We start from the raw sequence: 16910 nt of genomic DNA on the forward strand, positions 1-16910 counted from the left end.
GCTGCTTTACGGGCTTTGTGGGCGGGGATCAAGCCTCAATTGCCTTTATTCTGGTGTTTCGGTGGTGACTTTCTGCCGCCCGCGAAACCAGCTGTTGCCTTATGCCCCCGTTCAGGCATTCTGGATGCAATTATACGAGCAGACATTTACCACAGGACCAGATCATGCGCATCGCCGTTACTCTGGCCGTTCTGGCCTTGATCCTCACATCCTGCGGTCGCGGCGGCCCGCGTCCCCAGACCCTTGATCCACAGTCCTTTGTCGACCGGCGCAGCCCGTCGGTGATCTACCCTGCCTTTGGCGATGCTGACCCGCATGACTGGGATGGCCGGCATCCGGGGCACTACCCTGTGCACGGGCTGGATGTTTCCCGCTGGCAGGGGCCGATCGACTGGCAGCAGGCCAAGGCCTCGGGTGTGAGTTTCGTGTTCATCAAAGCGACTGAGGGTGGTGACGTCTTCGATCCAATGTTCGAGGATCACAGCCGGGGTGCGCGGGCGGCAGGCGTGCCCTGGGGGGCATATCACTATTATTACTTCTGTCGCTCGGCACGTGAACAGGCACAATGGTTCATCCAGAACGTGCCCAAAGGCGCAGATCTGCCGCATGTGCTGGATATGGAATGGACGCCACATTCCAGAACCTGCACGCTGCGTCCTGATGGTAAAACCGTCCGGGCCGAGGCGCAGCGGTTTCTCGACATACTGGAGCGCCACTATGGGCGGCGTCCCATCGTTTACACGACCGTTGATTTCTATGGGGATACCGAGATCGGGCGTTTGCCCAAGACCGAATTCTGGTTGCGGTCCGTCGCGGGGCATCCACGCAATGTCTATCCGCGGGCGATCTGGCGATTCTGGCAATATACGGGAACCGGTCTGGTGCCGGGCGTGCAAGGGCCGGTGGATATCAACACCTTCAATGGAACGCCGGAAACCTGGGCCTTATGGAAGTCAAAGGGTTAGCCTGACCCGTCGTTGCGCGCCTTGCGATAGGCATCCCACAGATCGGGCCGCCGTTCGCGGGTGATCTGTTCAGATTGTTCATGACGCCACGCGGCCACGCGACCATGGTGCCCTGACATCAGCACATCCGGGATCGCGCGGTCTTTCCACTCGGCCGGGCGCGTGTATTGGGGGTGCTCCAGTAAGCCCGATGAAAAGCTCTCCTCTTCCGCCGAGGCCTGATTGCCCAATACGCCGGGGATCAGACGCACGGTGGCGTCGATCAGCGCCTGCGCGGCGATCTCGCCGCCGGTCATGACGAAATCTCCCAAGCTGACTTCCTGAACGCCGTAATGTTCCAGCACGCGTTCATCGACACCTTCGAAGCGGCCACACAGCAAGGTCATGCCATCGCAGCGTGCAAGGTTCTGCATCATGCGCTGGTTCATCCGGCGGCCACGCGGGCTGAGATAGATCAGCGGCCAATTGCCCTGCACCCCAGCCATTGTGTGTTCGATAGCCTTGCCCAACACATCGGCACGCAGCACCATGCCTGCGCCGCCGCCAGCAGGCGTGTCATCCACGTTTCGATGCTTGCCGACGCCGAATTGGCGCAGATCGACAGTTTCCAGCTGCCACAACCCCTCTTGCAGGGCCTTGCCCGTCAGGCTTTCGCCCAGCACGCCGGGAAAGGCGGATGGAAACAGGGTGATGATCTTTGCCTTCCACACCCCATGCAGGTCGGGTGTCGGGGTCAGCAGTTCTCGGGGTTTCAGGGTTGGGCGGATGGCTTTGCGGCCATGGGATTTACCGGGTTTGTCCGTCATGAGGTGCCGACCAGCGCGTTTTGGGTTTTCTCTACAAGTGCCGTCTTGTGACGGGCCAGCTCCACATCGTCCAGTGCAGAGCGGTTGAGGTCAAGCAGAGCTTTCAGCACATCCTCGGGCATGCGTGGATTGACGCGCTTGGGACCGACCAGCTGTTGCGCCTTGTCCTGTGGCAAGTCCAGAAACTCCGCAAAGGGCGTGCCGGGGCCGTAGGCGTGGGCCTGCACATCCTCCAGCCACTCGGTGCGGACCGAGACCGAAGGCAGGCGTTCCCGTATGGTGTCAGCTGCGGTCTGAGGCGAGGACACAGGGTCCAGCCGGGTGCGGTAGGTGTCAAAATCCTGCACCAGCCGTGACCGCTGCAGATCATGCGCCCACAACGAGCGAATCCAGCCGCCGCGCTGGCGCAATGACAGGTAGATGGTAATGTGCGTTTCCTGCCCTTTGAACCGTTCGCGGATCAAACCCACCAGACAGGCCGCAAGCTCTGGCGCGGCCTCGTATCCGACGGCCACATTCCGACTGGGACGCAGGCCCGAGAAATTCTCTTCACTCAGGATCAGCCCGCGCTTTTCGCCAAAGTCCAGCGTGCTCAGAAAACCGCGCATCTGGTCTTCGAAGTCCGCCATCGTGCCCGGAGTGCCATATACCGAATACCGTGTGGCTGCTTCGGACAAGCCGGATTTCCGGGTGCGAAAGGGCAAAACCAGCGCATGCTGAGGCCAGATCAGTGCGCGGTTTTCAAACAGAAAAGACTGTGCTGCCGTCGTCCCGGTCTTGTGCAGGCCCAGATGCAACAACACGCGGCGCATTACAGCAAGCCTTCGGGCGGGTCGGCGATAATGCGGCCCTTGTCCAGATCGACTGTCGGCACGGCCTCAAGAGTAAACGGCAGCAGCACGGTGGCCTTCAGCCCCGGCCCGTGCAGCTCTAACAAGTCTGCAGCACCGTGGTTCTGTACGGATTTCACCCGGCCCAGCAGAGCGCCGCCGGTATCGTAGACCTCAAGCCCGATCAGATCGGTGTGGTAGAATTCATCGTCGGGCAACGAAGGCAACTGGTCCCGCCGCGCATAAAGCCGCAGACCATTGAGCGCATCGGCCTCTTCCTTGGTTTCGACCCCGCCCAACCTTGCGGCGAAACCGTTCTTGATGGCGCGGGTCAAAACCACCGGATAGCGGTTCTTGCCCGCTTCGTCGGTCAGGGGGGAATAGGCTTCGATGTCTTCCGGAACAGCGCAGAAGCTTTTCAGCCGTACTTCGCCGCGCACGCCGTAGGATCCCGCAATACTGCCGACACAGATCAGATCACTCATTTGAGCCTTCCGTCACACATAGTCCGTCCCGCCATTGCCCGATGACCTCGCAGGCCTCGCGCTGGTTGCTGCGTTCAAAGAACACGCCGACAATAAAGGCGATTGCCAGGAGTATGGGAAGCCGTAACAGGCCGAACATATCTATCTTACCTCAATCGGCAGGGTACTAGCCCGGTCTTCCCAGCCGACCTTTTCCAGCTCGGGCGTGTCCGAAATCTCTTCGGGCCAGCCGACACAGAAATAACCGATCAGCCGCCAGTCATCGGGTACATCCAGATCGCGCACCATCTGGTCTGGGTCCAGAATGGACACCCAGCCCAGCCCCAGCCCCTCGGCCCGCAGGGCCAGCCAAAACAGGGTGATGGCCGAAACCACCGAATAGCGCCGCATCTCGGGCATCGTGCCCGCGCCCAGCCCCTGCCCCTTGTCGGTGGCGTCGTCGCAGAATACGGCCAGTTGCACCGGGGCCTCTTGCATCCCCGACAGTTTCAAGTCGCTGTAAAGCTGCGCCTTTTCGCCGGAATACCCTTTCAGGGCTTCGGCATTGGCCGTCTTGAAATTCTCAAGCGCTGCGGCGCGCGCGGTCGCACTTTCGACGCGGATCACGCGCCAGGGTTCGCTGAGCCCCACCGAAGGAGCCAATTGAAGCGCGTCGAGGCAGCGCGTCAACACTGCCTCGTCCACGGCGTCGGTGCGGAACCGGCGCACATCGCGCCGGAGCCGCAGCAACAGATCGAACTGCGTGCGAAAATCGTCATTGAAGGCCTGATCCCGCACGCGCCCGCCTGCTTATTCTTCTGCAGCCGCTTCTTCAGCAGGCGCAGCAGCAGCTTCGGCGGCCTCAGCAGCCTTGGCCGCTTTCTCTTCCGCGCGTTCCTGAGCTTTCTTGCCCGGGGTACCCTTGTTGGGGTTGTTGCGCTCGGCCTTATCACGGGTGCCGGCAGCTTCCAGCATACGCGCGATCCGGTCGGTGGGCTGGGCACCCTGATCCAGCCAGTACTGGATGCGCTCCATGTTCATTTTCACGCGCTCTTCGCTGTCTTTCGGCAGCAGCGGGTTGTAGGTGCCCAGCTTCTCGATGAAACGGCCATCGCGCGGCATACGGCTGTCAGCCGCAACAATGCGATAGAAGGGACGCTTTTTCGAGCCGCCGCGGGCGAGACGAATTTTCATTGCCATGGTGGTATCTCCTTTGAATGGCGAGACTGGGAAGGCCCCAGTTATTCTTGGTGTTTGTTGAACCGGAGGTTCACTCTTGATGTTTCCGGTGGTGTCGGATGACTTCCTGAATGATGAAATTCAGAAAAGCCTTGGCGAAGTCGGGGTCCAGATCGGCCTCTTTCGCCAGGTCTTCAAGCCGTGCGATCTGCGCAGCCTCGCGCGTAGGATCGGACGGGGGAAGGTCGTGTGTCGCCTTGAGCTTGCCAACGGCCTGCGTGTGCTTGAACCGCTCGCCCAGCGTGTAGACAAGGATCGCGTCCAGCCGGTCGATGCTTTCGCGATGCTCTTTCAGCAGCGCGGCGGCCTGTGTCACAGGGTCGGTCATTGGCCGGTCCTTTCAGCGGTCAGGTCAATTTGCGGATGACGCCAAAGCTGTGCGTGCTGGCCCAGCAGTTCGGCTCTTTCAAGTTCCAGCGTCGCGCCGAGGCGTTGGGCCAAAGCGCGCGAACGGTCGTTGGCGTGCGCGATATACGAGATCACGCCGTTCAGGCCCTGATGCCGCGCGGCATAGTCGCGTGCGGCCTGTGCGGCCTCGAACGCAAGTCCTTTGCCCTCGGCCTCAGCCATCAGCGCCCAGCCAAGTTCAGGCTCGGCCCAGCCGGGGACATCGATGATGCCCGCCCAACCCGAAAACGCGCCGCTGGATTTCTCGGTCAGGTGCCACAGGCCATAGCCGCGTAGGGCCCAGTGCCCCAAACGGCTGGCCAGCGAGGACCAACTGCCCAGCTCATCCTTGGGCCCGCCAACCATATGGCTGCGCTCGGAGGCGTAGAACGCGATCATCGCGGGCAGGTCATCCAGATGCGGCGCGCGCAGGATCAGGCGGTCGGTCTCGACCGAGGGGATGGTGAATGAGGTCATGCGTAAGCCTCCATCCCGCCGTTTTCCAGATCGGCAGGCGACGGGTGCCGCCAGATTTCGGATTTGCCGAATTTGGGGTGGTCATAGTGATATTCGAACTGTGCACCCAGACGTTTGGCCACGGCCTTGCTGGCGGTATTGTCCAGATCGATCAGCGAGATCGCCGTCTCCCAGCCCAGCACGTCATAGGCGTGGCTACGTGCGGCCAGCGCCGCCTCGGTCGCATAACCCTTGCCGGTGGCATGGGTCATCAGGGTCCAGCCGACCTCGGGTTCGGGCCAGCCTTCGGGGAACCACAGACCGATGCGCCCGACATAAGCGCCGGTGTCCTTTTCATCGACACTCCAATACCCGTAACCGCGTACGGCCCAGTGTCCCAGAAGCGAGGCAAAGACCCGCCATACCTCGTCCCGGCGCAACGGGCCGCCGACAAATTTCGCCGCCTCACTGGCAAAGAACGCGGTGTCCGCGTCCAGATCGGCCTCGGACGGTGCGCGCAGGATCAGGCGCTCGGTCTCAAGCCGGGGGATATGATCGGCGATCAGGTTCACTTTTTCTTACCAAACCCGCTGAGGCCCGGAGGCAGGCCCATGCCACCGCCCAGACCGGGCAAACCGCCGGGCATCTTGCCCATGGCTTTCGCGGCTTGTTCCAGCGCCTTGGGGTCCATGCCGGCGGCCATCTCCTCGGGGCTGGGGCCGCCTTTGCCGAACATGCCTTTCATGGCCTGTTTCAGCATCTTGCCTTTGCCCATCTTGCCCATCTTCTTCATCATGTCCGACATCTGCCGGTGCATCTTGAGCAGCTTGTTGAGGTCGCTGACCTCCATCCCCGAACCCGCCGCAATCCGTTTCTTACGGCTTGCCTGCAGCAGTTGCGGGTTGGCGCGCTCGCGTTTGGTCATCGACTGGATCAGGGCGATCTGCTGGCGCAGGATTTTGTCGTCCAGCCCGGCCTGATCCATCTGCTTGGCCATTTTGCCCATGCCCGGCATCATACCCATCATGCCCTGCATGCCGCCCATCTGGATCATCTGTTCCAGCTGCATTTTCAGGTCGTTCATGTTGAACTGACCTTTGACCATGCGCTTCATCATGCGCTCGGTCTGTTCCATCTCCATCGTTTCCTGGGCTTTTTCGACCAGGGCAACGATGTCGCCCATGCCCAGAATACGACCGGCGATCCGGTCCGGCTCGAAGGTTTCGAGCGCGTCCATCTTCTCGCCCAAGCCCACAAAGCGGATCGGCTTGCCGGTAACGGCGCGCATCGACAGCGCCGCGCCACCACGCCCGTCACCGTCCATCCGGGTCAGGACCACGCCCGAGATGCCGACTTTGGCGTCAAACTCCTCGGCCACTTCAACGGCGACCTGACCGGTCAGGCCGTCGACGACCAGCAGGGTCTCGCGCGGGTCGACCGCGTTGCGGACCTGCTCGACCTCGTCCATCAGGACTTCGTCGATATGCAGACGGCCAGCAGTATCGAGCATATAGACGTCATAGCCGCCCAGCGTCGCCTGCTGCTTGGCGCGTTTGGCGATATCTACAGGCGACTGGCCCGGAACGATCGGCAGGGTATCCACGCCAACCTGCGTACCCAGCACCGCCAGCTGATCCATCGCCGCCGGGCGATAGATGTCCAGCGAGGCCATAAGGACCTTCTTGCCCTCTTTCTCTTTCAGGCGTTTCGCCAGCTTGCCGGTGGTGGTCGTCTTACCCGAGCCCTGCAGACCGACCATCAGGATCGGGGCGGGCGGGTTGTCGATCTTCAGCTTACCGGGGTCTTCCTCGCCGCGCAGAGTATCAACCAGCGCGTCATGCACGATCTTGACGACCTGCTGGCCGGGGGTGATCGACTTGGTGACAGCCTGACCGGTCGCCTGTTCCTGCACCTTCTTGACGAATTCGCGGGCCACGGGCAGCGAGACATCGGCCTCAAGCAGGGCCACGCGAACCTCGCGCAGGGCGGTTTTGACGTCTTCTTCGGACAGGGCACCCTGTTTGGTCAGCCGGTCAAAGACGCCGGAAAGGCGTTCGGATAGATTTTCAAACATGCCTTCGGCCTCCTTAGCCGGTTATCTGGTGGCGTGCCCTAGATAGGACGCGTCGGTTAAATGCACAAACGCCCCCACGGGCGAAACTCGCTGGTGGGGGGCGATCCCTGAACGACTCAAGGGACCGGAAGATCATACGCTTCCGGATGATTGCGCGGGTGTTACCCGAGACACCCATGGGTGTCAACCGAGACACCTTTGCGCGCTGGAAGCCAGCCATTGACCGCGTCGACCAGTTGATGCGCGCCGCGCCCGTTCGAGAAGGCCTCGACAATGGGATGCCGTCCGGCGCTCATCCCCTGATGCAGGACAAGGACCGGACGATAGAGGGTCGAGCTTCCCTTGTCGCTGCGCGATGTGGTGCTTTCGATTTCGGCGTGGGACAGGTTTGCAAGCTCGTGCTCGACGGCTTGATAGCCAAAGACCGATTGCCTGCGGATGGTGATGCAGTTGTTGCTGCGGTCCAGAATGACCTGCACGCGACGCACAAAGGCGCAGAAGGCCCCGACCCCCATGCCACCGCCGAAAAGCGCGAAGAAGATGCCAAAGAAGATACTCTCACCGCCTTCGCTGGCCATGAACACGCCCGCGCCGACAAAGGCCAGAATAAAGAACACAAGCGTAATGCCGATGAACCACGGCGTATCGGACAGGATCAGTTGGTTCGGAGTATTGCGCGTGACTTTCATGGCGGCACGCTAGCATCGAACGTCACGCCTGTCGTGGCTTGAATTCGCACGGTCATTGCGCAATGACCGCCTCACAAAAGGAGGTTCCCATGGACGCATCATCTGCCTTTCAGGATACATTGCCGCTCAGCTCCGACGCGCTGTTGGCGCAGTTGGATGAATGGGGGCTGGCCTATCGGTTGCACAGCCATGTCCCGCTGCGCACGGTTGAGGATGCCAAGGGGGTCGAGGACCAGTTCATGGTGCCGGGCGAGAATGCGCTGCGGCTCAAGAACCTCTATCTCCGCGACAAGAAAAAGCGGAACTATCTGGTGACGCTGGAGCAAAGCCGCGAGATCGACCTCAAGGCGCTGGGGGCTGAGTTGGGGATCGGCAACCTGTCCTTTGGCTCGGCGGATCGGTTGTTTCAGAATCTGGGGATCCGGCCCGGGGCAGTCAGCCCTCTGGCGATGATCAACGGGGTGGGGAAGGACGTTCGGTTCTTTATGGATGCCGCCGCGCAGCAGGCGGATGTCATCTATATGCACCCGTTGGTCAATGACCGGACCGTTGCGATGGCGCGCGAGGATCTGATGGGGTTCTTTGAACGGATCGGGTGCGAGGTGGCTTGGTTGGCGTGACGGGACGCGCCTTGCGGCGCGTGCCTCCGGCGGAAGTATTTTTGAACAGAAGAAGGGGCGGGCGCTTTATTGCGTGTCCAGAGCTTCTTTGAGTGCGGCCGCGACATGGGCGGCTGAGGGGTTGATGAAGAGGTGGCCGTTGGCCTCGAACACCGGGTCGTCGAGATGGTCGGGGAAGGCCAGGGGGAGTTCCGTGCAGGCCAGCAGGATGGCGGTGCCGGGTGTGGCGTGTTTGTTGCAGAAGGCCAGCAGGCGGGCATGGGCAGTCTCGGAGGCGCCACCGTAGAAGTCGCTGTCGATCATCGCCTGCATCTCGGTGATATCGGGGTCGGGCAGGCTGGTGTTGGCGGTGATGCCCTCGGCGGCGAGGCGGTCGGCGTAGTCGGTGGCCTGCATCGTGACCGTGGTGCCGAGGACCAGCGCGTTTGATGCGCCGGTCTGGGCCGTGACCTCAGCCGTGGCGTCAAAGATGCTGAGGATCGGCATCGACACGCCCTGCCGGATAGCGTGCAGCCGGGCGTGGGGCGTGTTCGAGGCGATGATGCCGAAATCGCAGTCTGCGCGTTCCAGCGTCAGCAGCGCCTCGCGGAACACGGCGTCGAAACCGGCCCAGCTGGCCTCGTCTCCGGCGGTGCCGCGCAGGGCGCGTGTCTTGGCCTGCGTTACAGACTCGATGGTCATGGGCGGGACCGGCAGCGGTGAACCGTGGCCACGCTCAGCGAAGTGGCGACCTGCGCCTTCGGCAATCGCCCGATAGTAGTCGACGGTCGAGGCCCAGCCCACACCGCCCAGAATTCCGATCTTTTTCATGGTAAACGCCCAGCCTGCAGTTCCCGTTCGGGGGCAGACTGGGCGGTTCAGGGGGTGCAGGTCAATCAGGCCGCCAGTTCAGTGACCGCTTTCTGCGCGTTGGCCAAAGTGGCCTCGGGGTCCAGCGCCATGCGGTCGGCGGCGATGACCTCGACGTCTTGGATGCCGATGAAGCCCAGTACGTGACGGGCATAGGTGGTGGCAAAGTCGATCTCGGAGCCCACCGCCGTGCCGCCCGAGGCCACCGCGAGTATGGCCCGTTTGCCCTCCAGCAGGCCTTTGGGGCCGTTCTCGGAATAGGCGAAGGTCACGCCTGCGCGGGCGACCAGATCGATCCAGGCCTTGAACGCGGCGGGGACCGAGAAGTTGTAGATCGGCAGGCCGATGACGATGGTGTCGGCCTTTTGAAGCTCGGTCACCAACTCATCGGACAGGGCCAGCAGGTCTTGCTGCGCCGCGTCGCGCTGATCGGCGGGGGTGAAATTGGCACCGATCCAGTCCTCAGTCAGCAGGGGCAAGGGCGTGGCCAGATCGCGGCGGATGATGCGCCCGGCATTCAGGTGGCGGACCACGCGGCCCGAAAGATCGCGGGTGGTTGACCCGCTGCGGCGGGCCGAGGCGTCGATATGCAGGATGGTTTTGGTCATTTGAGGGCGTCCTTATGTTGCGGGTTCCCGTGTGCAGCCTCAATATGATTGTTGCGTTTGCGAACAAAACTCGGATACACCAACAGTCGTTGTGGGATTTTGCACATAGGCAAATACAATGGACAATTGGGACGAAGTCAGAACCGCCTATCAGGTGGCACGTATGGGAACAGTCAGCGGTGCGGCCGAGGTTCTGGGTGTGCACCATGCCACTGTCATCCGCCATATCGACGCGATCGAGGCGCGACTGGGTGTCAAACTGTTCCAGCGCCACGCGCGCGGCTATACACCGACCGAGGCCGGAGAGGACCTTCTGCGCGTGGCGCAGGCGACCGAGGATCAGTTCAATCAGCTTGTGGGCCGGATGAAAGGGCGCGGCGACGATGTGTCAGGCGAGTTGGTCGTGACATCGTTATCCTCGCTGGCACCTCTGGTTGTGCCGGTGCTCAGCGACTTTCAGCGCCTGCATCCCGGGTTGATCGTGCGGTATCTGACCGGTGACCGGCTGTTCCGCCTGGAATATGGCGAGGCGCATGTTGCCATTCGCGCCGGCTCGGCCCCTGATCAGCCGGATAACGTTGTGCAGCCGTTCATGACGCAAGAGGTCGGGCTTTATGCCAGCGCAACCTATATCGAGCGTCACGGCAAGCCCGACGGTGTGGTTGATTTCCCGAACCATTTCTTCGTCAGTACGGATGATGAAAACAGCCGCGCGCCGTTCTCGCGCTGGCTGCGTCAGACCGTTCCGGTCGACAGGATCACATTTCGCTGCACCAACAACTTCTGTATCCGCGAGGCTGTTTTGTCGGGCGCAGGCATCGGCTTTATGGCGCGGTGGGAGGCAGCCCGCGACCCGGATCTGATCGAGGTGATCGAGCCGGTGTCGGAATGGTTCGGTAACCTGTGGCTGGTGACGCATGTGGATCTGCATCGCACCACCAAGGTGCAGGCTTTTCTGAGCTTTCTGAAGGAACAGTCCAAAAGTTGGCTGACATGAGCCCACAGGCGCGTGGCCATCTGGCCATGCTGACGTTTTCGGCATTGGTCGCGGGCAGTTTCTCTTTAGGTTCGATCGTTGCAAACCAAATCGCGCCGTCCGCAATTACGGCCGCGCGTTTTGCAATAGCTGCCGTGGTGATCGGCGTGGCAGCGCTGGTCACAACCGGTCTGCCGCGGAGCGCGGCGCAGGCACCGTGGCGTTATCTGGTGCTGGGAGGGCTGTTTGGCGCCTATTTCGTGCTGATGTTCCAGGGTCTCAAAACCGCACCGCCCGTCAGTGCCGCTGCGGTTTTTACGCTGACCCCGGTCATGTCAGCGTTGGCTGGTTGGGTATTGTTGCGCCAGATCACTACGCCACGCATGGCGCTGGCGCTTTCGGTTGGTGCCTTGGGCGCGCTTTGGGTCATCTTTCGGGCGGATTGGCAGGCTTTCCTGGCATTCGAGATAGGAACCGGAGAGATCGTCTATTTCTGGGGGTGTATCGCGCATGCGGTCTATACTCCGATGGTTCGAAAGCTCAATCGCGGTGAGCCTGCAGTGGTCTTCACCTTTGGCACTCTGATCGCCGGAGGTTTGATCCTGACCGTCTATGGCTGGTCCGACATACAGGCGACCGACTGGGCCAATCTGCCGCTGATCGTCTGGGTTGGCCTTTTCTACGTCGCCATTTTCGCTACGGCGGCCAGTTTTGTTCTGGTTCAGTTTGCATCGCTGAATCTGCCATCTGCCAAAGTGATGGCCTATACCTATCTCACACCCAGCTGGGTCATTCTTTGGGAAATCGCGCTTGGCAATGGTGCACCTCGTGCGTTGATTATCGTGGGGGTTTTGATGACCTGCGTCGCATTGCTGTTATTGCTGCGCCCCGAAAACCGCGAAGGCGGTCCCGCCAAGACCATTGCAGGAAAGGCGTCCGGCAGAACACGCCATTGAGACAGATCAAAGTGTAAACATTCAAATTTCTCTATACTTTTTGATAAGGAGGAATTCACCATGTTCAAGCATATCATGATCCCAGTGGACCGGCATTTGCCGCCCGAAACCCGCAAGGCGGCGGATGTGGCCGCGCAGTTGTCGAAATGGCAGGGGGCCAGGATCACCGTCGTCAGTGTCACCGGAACACAATCAGACGCGTCGGTTCACGCCGATGAGATCAAGGCCTTTGTCGATCAGCTGGCCGAAGCAAGCGGCTCGGACGTCTCGGTAAAAACGATCGAATCTGTGGATGTGGCCGTCGAAATGGACGGCGATCTGACCCGTGCTGCGGATGAGGTCGGCGCAGACCTGATTGTCGTCGGGACCCATGCGCCTCGGATTACGGATTACATCTTCTCAAGCCATGCGGGCTATCTGGCCAAGCATGCGACGGTATCGGTCTTTGTGGTGCGTTGACGCTCAGGCGTCGTCCGAGGGCAGTTCGACTTCCAGAAATCGTTCAAACGCGTCCAGATTGATTGGCTCGAACTGTCCGAACCCCTGCATCCAGACGGACGCGGCCCGCAGCGCGTCGGGTTCCAGTTTGCACCATTTCACCCGTCCGCGTTTTTCCTGAGAGATCAGCCCCGCGCGGGTCAGGATCACCAGATGTTTGGAGATCGCGGCCAGCGACATCTCGAACGGCTCGGCCACATCCGTTACGGCCATGTCGTCCTCCAGCAGCATCGCAAGGATGGTGCGGCGGGTGGGGTCGGCGAGGGCCGCGAAAACGGTGTCGAGGTCGTTTGACATAAATCTGCAGAACCACAGCTGTCCAGGTTGGTCAACCACTTGGTTGAATATGCAGATTCAGGTCCATCAGCCTGCTCGGTCGCTTCCGTGCATTATTCCAGTTCTGCGAAGGCGATAAATTATTAATAAGAATCAGATGTTTGCTTGTATTTCGCCTGCGACTTCAATGGCGTTGACTCTGTGCCTTCGGCCCCTTAGCACCCTACCCAAGACTGTACGAGGGACCCGCCCGTGACCGATGACGACCAAAAGCAGCGTATGGCGCAGCTTGAGGCCAAGATCGAAGCGGCGAAAAAGGCCAAAGCGCCCAAACCCCGCGCAGATGCTGACGTGTCCGGGGGCGAGCTTGCCTGGAGGATGGTCATCGAAATGGTATCCGGTCTGGGGATCGGATTTGGCATCGGATACGGGCTGGACAGCCTGCTCGGGACGATCCCGATCTTTCTGGTGCTGTTCACATTGCTGGGCCTTGTCGCGGGTGTGAAGGTTATGCTCCGCAGCGCGAAAGAGGTTCAAGATAAACAAGCGGCTGCAAGCGCGGCCGAGAAGGACGAGAGGGACTGAACGTGGCGACCGAGACCACCGCAGCAGAAGGCAGCAGCCTGGTATTCCACCCGATGGACCAGTTCATCGTCAAGCCGCTCTTTGGCGACGGTGCGATTGCCTGGTACACGCCCACCAACGTGACCCTGTGGATGTTCCTGGCGATTGCCGCGATCTTCGGCCTGCTGGTGCTCAGCACCTCGAAGCGCGCGATTGTTCCGACCCGGATGCAGTCGGTGGCCGAACTGGCCTATGGCTTCATCTACAAGATGCTGGAAGACATCTGCGGCAAGGAAGGCGTCAAGTACTTCCCCTATGTCATGACCCTCTTCATGTTCATCGTCTGCGCGAACTTCCTGGGGATGATCCCGACATCGTTCACCACCACATCGCATTTCGCCGTGACCATCCCGCTGGCGCTGGCCGTGTTCCTGACCGTGACCGTTCTGGGTTTCGTTAAGAACGGTGCCGCGTTTCTGGGCCTGTTCTGGGTTTCCAGCGCGCCTCTGGCGCTGCGCCCGGTTCTGGCGATCATCGAGCTGATCTCGTACTTCGTACGCCCGGTCAGCCACTCCATTCGTCTTGCCGGTAACGTCATGGCTGGCCACGCGGTGATCAAGGTGTTCGCAGGCTTTGCCGCGATTGCCGTGATCTCGCCCGTGTCGGTTCTGGCGATCACCGCAATGTACGGCCTCGAGGTCCTCGTGTCCTTCATTCAGGCCTACGTATTCACCATTCTGACCTGTGTATACCTCAAGGATGCGCTGCATCCGTCGCACTAAGGTCCGAACACCCAACATCGAAACTTCCAATTCGTAAGGAGACACATCATGGAAGGCGATCTCGCACACATCGGCGCAGGCCTGGCAGCAATCGGTTCCGGCGCAGCCGCAATCGGGGTGGGCAACGTTGCAGGCAACTTCCTGGCCGGCGCCCTGCGCAACCCTTCGGCGGCTGCTTCGCAGACCGCAACCCTGTTCATCGGTATCGCGTTCGCAGAAGCGCTGGGCATCTTTGCATTCCTGGTCTCGCTGCTGCTGATGTTCGCCGTCTAATCTGCGGAACCTGATCCTTACGCGCAGGTGGGTCCAAGCCATAGCGGCCCACCTGTTGTAAAGACAACGTTCCGACGGAGGACATCATGGCGACTGAACCCATTAGCGAAGAAGTAGTTGGCTCGTGCGTCGACTCGCATGGCTCTGCCATCGGGATGCCGCAGCTCTGCTTCGATTGGTTCCCCAACCAGATTTTCTGGCTGGTCATTACGCTGGTCGTCATCTTTCTGGTCCTGTCCCGCGTGGCTCTGCCCCGCATCGCGGCAATCCTGGCTGAACGTCAGGGGACCATTACAAATGACCTGGCTGCGGCCGAAGATCTGAAGGCCAAGGCGGTCGAGGCCGAAGAGGCCTATAACAAGGCGCTGGCCGATGCCCGTTCTGAGGCACAGCGTATCGCAGCGGAAGCCCGCGCCGAAATCCAGTCTGGTCTGGATGACGCGATTGCCAAGGCGGATGCGGAAATCGCTGCAAAAGCGGCTGAATCGGAAAAGGCGATTGCCGATATCCGTGCTGGTGCGCTGGAAAGCATTCAAGTGGTTGCCAAGGACACGGCGGCTGAACTGGTCACAGCGCTGGGCGGCGAGGCGGATGCCAAAGCCATCAACAGCGCTGTAGACGCGCAGACGAAAGGATAAGTGACATGCGGAACACTCTTGCCTTTATCCTGACCGTCGGTGCCGCCAGCCCCGCGCTGGCTGCAAGCGGCCCGTTCTTCTCACTTGGCAACACCGACTTTGTCGTCCTTCTGGGCTTCATCGTCTTCATTGCGGTCCTGTTCTACTTCAAGGTCCCCGGCATGATCGGCGGGGCGCTGGACAATCGTGCCGAGGGCATCAAGTCCGAACTGGACGAAGCCCGCGCCCTGCATGAAGAAGCCCGCAGCCTGCTGGCCTCATACGAGCGTAAGCAGCGCGAAGTGCAGACCCAGGCTGACGCCATCGTCGAAGCGGCCAAACAGGACGCGGTTCTGGCGGCGGAACAAGCCAAGGTCGATCTGGAGAAATCCATCGCCCGCCGTCTGGCCGCTGCTCAGGATCAGATCGCATCGGCTGAAGCCTCGGCTGTGAAAGAGGTGCGCGATCAGGCCATCACCGTGGCCGTTTCGGCAGCCAACGCGGTTCTGGCCAAGCAGATGACTGCGACGCAGGCGAACAAGCTGATCGACGCAGCCATCGCGGATGTCGGTGAAAAGCTGCACTGATCTGTAAGCCAGATGATTTGAATGAACCCGAGGGCCTCAGGCGCTCGGGTTTTTTTGTGCGCTCAGGTTCTTCGCCAACTGAGAAACCAAACAAGCAATGCAATCAGCGTAATCACGATCTCGACCTTGAACGTCCAATGGTTGAGGAAGGACAATATCCAATGAGAATGGGTGGCCTGCACCACGATCAGCGGATGCGTTGCGTCTAAGAACGGCCAGAGCCACGCAACCTCCCCGGTGATCGAATCCAGCACCATGTGAACCAGCCCTCCGGCACCAAAGAAGGTCAGGAAGGTACCAGTTCTCAAGGCCCATTTACGTATCATGAACCCGGCGAGCAAAATGCCCGCCCAGATGATCGGGCGATGCGTCAGGTAGGAGTGGTGGTGGTGCCCCTGATCGTCGACAAGATAGAACCAGAGGATATCGATATCAGGGGCGACGGCCCCTACCATCGCCGCCGCGAAAGCAAGCCTGCCGAGACCTGGAGCTGCAATCCGAAAGGTCAGATACGCTCCGGGTAGGTGGCCGATAAACATCAGACTTCGCCGGTTTCATGCTTCAGGCGCTGCTGTGCAATGGCTTCGTTCCGGTTGGCCTTTTGCTGGTCGGACATGCAGCTTTCAACAAAGCTCAGATGATGGTCGATCGCCTTCCGTGCGCCCTCGGGGTCGCGCTGCTGCAGCGCCGAGTTGATGGCGCGGTGCTGATCCAGAATGGCCTCGCGCGTGGTGCGCTGCTGGAACATCAACTGGCGATTATAGAACACGCCCTGACGCAACAGGTCATACATTGATCGCATCATATGCAACATGATGACGTTATGGCTGGCCTCGATGATGGACATATGAAACTGCGCATCAAGATCAGCCTCATCCTGCGCCGCATTGCGGTTATGCGCGGCCTCCATCTTGTCGAAAATGGTCTGCACCACTTTCAGATCGCTTTCCGACCCCAGCCGCGCCGCGCGCTCGGCCGCCAACCCTTCCATGTCGCGGCGAAAAGACAGGTAATCGGACACGGCTTCGTCATGGCTGCCAAACAACCGGATCAGCGCCGGGGAAAAGGCAGAGCCCAGCACCTCGGCCACATATATGCCGGACCCGGCCCTTGCGGTCAGTAAACCCTGTTCCTGCAACTGCGAAATTGCGTCTCTCAGCGATGGGCGCGACACGCCCATGCGCTCGGCCAGATCCCGTTCCGGTGGCAGCCGCTCTCCGGGGCGCAGGATGCCACGCAGGATCAGAAGCTCGATTTGGCGCACTACGGCCAGAGACAGTTTTTCAGAGTGGATTTTTTGAAAGGGCATGTCGCTTCATTCGAAATCGGTCAAAACATATGACCACGTAATCCATAGGTGTTCAAGAAAAGCCGTCACATCTGCTGTCATATTA

General features: G+C 60.6%; 25 protein-coding genes. 10 read left to right on the forward strand and 15 right to left on the reverse strand.

Going from position 1 to position 16910, the window contains the following annotated elements:
* Nucleotides 1-164: 164 nt before the first annotated feature.
* A complete protein-coding gene (locus ACR0K4_RS10200) occupies nucleotides 165-965 on the forward strand; it encodes a glycoside hydrolase family 25 protein (RefSeq protein WP_480853873.1) in 801 nt (266 codons plus the stop codon).
* Here the strand turns inward: ACR0K4_RS10200 and trmD are convergent.
* The 10 genes from trmD to ACR0K4_RS10250 all read right to left on the reverse strand — a co-directional run bounded on the left by trmD (nucleotide 962) and on the right by ACR0K4_RS10250 (nucleotide 7910).
* A complete protein-coding gene (gene trmD / locus ACR0K4_RS10205; protein WP_480853874.1) occupies nucleotides 962-1771 on the reverse strand; it encodes a tRNA (guanosine(37)-N1)-methyltransferase TrmD in 810 nt (269 codons plus the stop codon). The two genes, ACR0K4_RS10200 and trmD, sit on opposite strands and share 4 nt — an antisense overlap.
* The gene (locus ACR0K4_RS10210) at nucleotides 1768-2583 is read right to left on the reverse strand and encodes a hypothetical protein (RefSeq protein WP_480853876.1); all 816 of its coding nucleotides are present in this window, start codon (nucleotides 2581-2583) and stop codon (nucleotides 1768-1770) included. The genes trmD and ACR0K4_RS10210 overlap by 4 nt, the downstream gene beginning before the upstream one ends.
* Entirely contained in the window at nucleotides 2583-3086 is a 504-nt protein-coding gene (rimM, locus tag ACR0K4_RS10215; protein ID WP_480853877.1) for a ribosome maturation factor RimM, read from the reverse strand. The genes ACR0K4_RS10210 and rimM overlap by 1 nt, the downstream gene beginning before the upstream one ends.
* 141 nt (nucleotides 3087-3227) lie before the next feature.
* Complete coding sequence (gene bluB, locus ACR0K4_RS10220; RefSeq protein WP_480518464.1) at nucleotides 3228-3863, reverse strand: 5,6-dimethylbenzimidazole synthase; 636 nt, start codon at nucleotides 3861-3863, stop codon at nucleotides 3228-3230.
* Nucleotides 3864-3875: 12 nt separating this feature from the next.
* A complete protein-coding gene (gene rpsP / locus ACR0K4_RS10225; RefSeq protein ID WP_170350323.1) occupies nucleotides 3876-4265 on the reverse strand; it encodes a 30S ribosomal protein S16 in 390 nt (129 codons plus the stop codon).
* A gap of 70 nt (nucleotides 4266-4335) precedes the next feature.
* On the reverse strand, nucleotides 4336-4632 hold the full coding sequence (locus ACR0K4_RS10230; protein WP_480853878.1) for a chorismate mutase: 297 nt from the start codon (nucleotides 4630-4632) through the stop codon (nucleotides 4336-4338).
* Complete coding sequence (locus ACR0K4_RS10235) at nucleotides 4629-5168, reverse strand: GNAT family N-acetyltransferase (RefSeq protein WP_480853879.1); 540 nt, start codon at nucleotides 5166-5168, stop codon at nucleotides 4629-4631. Before ACR0K4_RS10235 ends, ACR0K4_RS10230 begins: the two co-directional genes overlap by 4 nt.
* On the reverse strand, nucleotides 5165-5719 hold the full coding sequence (locus ACR0K4_RS10240) for a GNAT family N-acetyltransferase (RefSeq protein WP_480853880.1): 555 nt from the start codon (nucleotides 5717-5719) through the stop codon (nucleotides 5165-5167). Before ACR0K4_RS10240 ends, ACR0K4_RS10235 begins: the two co-directional genes overlap by 4 nt.
* Nucleotides 5716-7221, reverse strand: a complete 1506-nt coding sequence (gene ffh, locus ACR0K4_RS10245) for a signal recognition particle protein (RefSeq protein WP_480853881.1) — start codon at nucleotides 7219-7221, stop codon at nucleotides 5716-5718. Before ffh ends, ACR0K4_RS10240 begins: the two co-directional genes overlap by 4 nt.
* Nucleotides 7222-7382: 161 nt before the next feature.
* Entirely contained in the window at nucleotides 7383-7910 is a 528-nt protein-coding gene (locus tag ACR0K4_RS10250; RefSeq protein ID WP_480853882.1) for a hypothetical protein, read from the reverse strand.
* Nucleotides 7911-7999: 89 nt separating this feature from the next.
* On the opposite strand from ACR0K4_RS10250, the gene ACR0K4_RS10255 reads away from it, so the two are divergent.
* On the forward strand, nucleotides 8000-8530 hold the full coding sequence (locus tag ACR0K4_RS10255; RefSeq protein WP_480853883.1) for a prolyl-tRNA synthetase associated domain-containing protein: 531 nt from the start codon (nucleotides 8000-8002) through the stop codon (nucleotides 8528-8530).
* A gap of 66 nt (nucleotides 8531-8596) precedes the next feature.
* Here the strand turns inward: ACR0K4_RS10255 and ACR0K4_RS10260 are convergent, their stop codons facing one another.
* Nucleotides 8597-9340: an aspartate/glutamate racemase family protein gene (locus ACR0K4_RS10260; protein ID WP_480853884.1), complete on the reverse strand. Its 744-nt coding sequence runs from the start codon at nucleotides 9338-9340 to the stop codon at nucleotides 8597-8599.
* 65 nt (nucleotides 9341-9405) lie between these two features.
* Entirely contained in the window at nucleotides 9406-9987 is a 582-nt protein-coding gene (locus tag ACR0K4_RS10265) for an FMN-dependent NADH-azoreductase (RefSeq protein WP_480518480.1), read from the reverse strand.
* A 118-nt stretch (nucleotides 9988-10105) separates the two neighbouring features.
* Here ACR0K4_RS10265 and ACR0K4_RS10270 point away from each other — a divergent pair, with 118 nt between their 5' ends.
* Genes ACR0K4_RS10270 through ACR0K4_RS10280 form a run of 3 tightly spaced genes read left to right on the forward strand, consistent with a single transcriptional unit; the run spans nucleotide 10106 to nucleotide 12378 of the window.
* Entirely contained in the window at nucleotides 10106-10984 is an 879-nt protein-coding gene (locus ACR0K4_RS10270; RefSeq protein WP_480518482.1) for a LysR family transcriptional regulator, read from the forward strand.
* On the forward strand, nucleotides 10981-11919 hold the full coding sequence (locus ACR0K4_RS10275; protein WP_480518484.1) for a DMT family transporter: 939 nt from the start codon (nucleotides 10981-10983) through the stop codon (nucleotides 11917-11919). The genes ACR0K4_RS10270 and ACR0K4_RS10275 overlap by 4 nt, the downstream gene beginning before the upstream one ends.
* Nucleotides 11920-11979: 60 nt before the next feature.
* Complete coding sequence (locus ACR0K4_RS10280; RefSeq protein ID WP_480853885.1) at nucleotides 11980-12378, forward strand: universal stress protein; 399 nt, start codon at nucleotides 11980-11982, stop codon at nucleotides 12376-12378.
* A gap of 3 nt (nucleotides 12379-12381) precedes the next feature.
* On the opposite strand, the gene ACR0K4_RS10285 is transcribed toward ACR0K4_RS10280, so the two are convergent.
* Nucleotides 12382-12714, reverse strand: a complete 333-nt coding sequence (locus tag ACR0K4_RS10285; protein WP_480518488.1) for an ArsR/SmtB family transcription factor — start codon at nucleotides 12712-12714, stop codon at nucleotides 12382-12384.
* A 231-nt stretch (nucleotides 12715-12945) separates the two neighbouring features.
* On the opposite strand from ACR0K4_RS10285, the gene ACR0K4_RS10290 reads away from it, so the two are divergent.
* The 5 genes from ACR0K4_RS10290 (at nucleotide 12946) to ACR0K4_RS10310 (ending at nucleotide 15516) form a co-directional block, all read left to right on the forward strand.
* Nucleotides 12946-13278 carry an AtpZ/AtpI family protein gene (locus ACR0K4_RS10290; protein ID WP_480518490.1) on the forward strand — a complete coding sequence of 111 codons (333 nt, stop codon included), beginning with the start codon at nucleotides 12946-12948 and terminating at the stop codon, nucleotides 13276-13278.
* A 2-nt stretch (nucleotides 13279-13280) separates the two neighbouring features.
* Nucleotides 13281-14039 carry a F0F1 ATP synthase subunit A gene (locus ACR0K4_RS10295; protein WP_170587982.1) on the forward strand — a complete coding sequence of 253 codons (759 nt, stop codon included), beginning with the start codon at nucleotides 13281-13283 and terminating at the stop codon, nucleotides 14037-14039.
* Nucleotides 14040-14087: 48 nt separating this feature from the next.
* On the forward strand, nucleotides 14088-14312 hold the full coding sequence (locus ACR0K4_RS10300; protein ID WP_005981269.1) for a F0F1 ATP synthase subunit C: 225 nt from the start codon (nucleotides 14088-14090) through the stop codon (nucleotides 14310-14312).
* Between the two features lie 86 nt (nucleotides 14313-14398).
* The gene (locus ACR0K4_RS10305) at nucleotides 14399-14950 is read left to right on the forward strand and encodes a F0F1 ATP synthase subunit B' (protein ID WP_170694642.1); all 552 of its coding nucleotides are present in this window, start codon (nucleotides 14399-14401) and stop codon (nucleotides 14948-14950) included.
* 5 nt (nucleotides 14951-14955) lie between these two features.
* Nucleotides 14956-15516, forward strand: coding sequence for a F0F1 ATP synthase subunit B (locus ACR0K4_RS10310; protein ID WP_480853886.1), 561 nt, complete (start codon nucleotides 14956-14958; stop codon nucleotides 15514-15516).
* Nucleotides 15517-15578: 62 nt separating this feature from the next.
* On the opposite strand, the gene ACR0K4_RS10315 is transcribed toward ACR0K4_RS10310, so the two are convergent.
* On the reverse strand, nucleotides 15579-16055 hold the full coding sequence (locus ACR0K4_RS10315) for a metal-dependent hydrolase (RefSeq protein WP_480853887.1): 477 nt from the start codon (nucleotides 16053-16055) through the stop codon (nucleotides 15579-15581).
* Entirely contained in the window at nucleotides 16055-16825 is a 771-nt protein-coding gene (locus ACR0K4_RS10320) for a FadR/GntR family transcriptional regulator (RefSeq protein ID WP_480518498.1), read from the reverse strand. The genes ACR0K4_RS10315 and ACR0K4_RS10320 overlap by 1 nt, the downstream gene beginning before the upstream one ends.
* Nucleotides 16826-16910: the final 85 nt, after the last annotated feature.

The organism is Ruegeria sp. K11 (assembly GCF_056531905.1).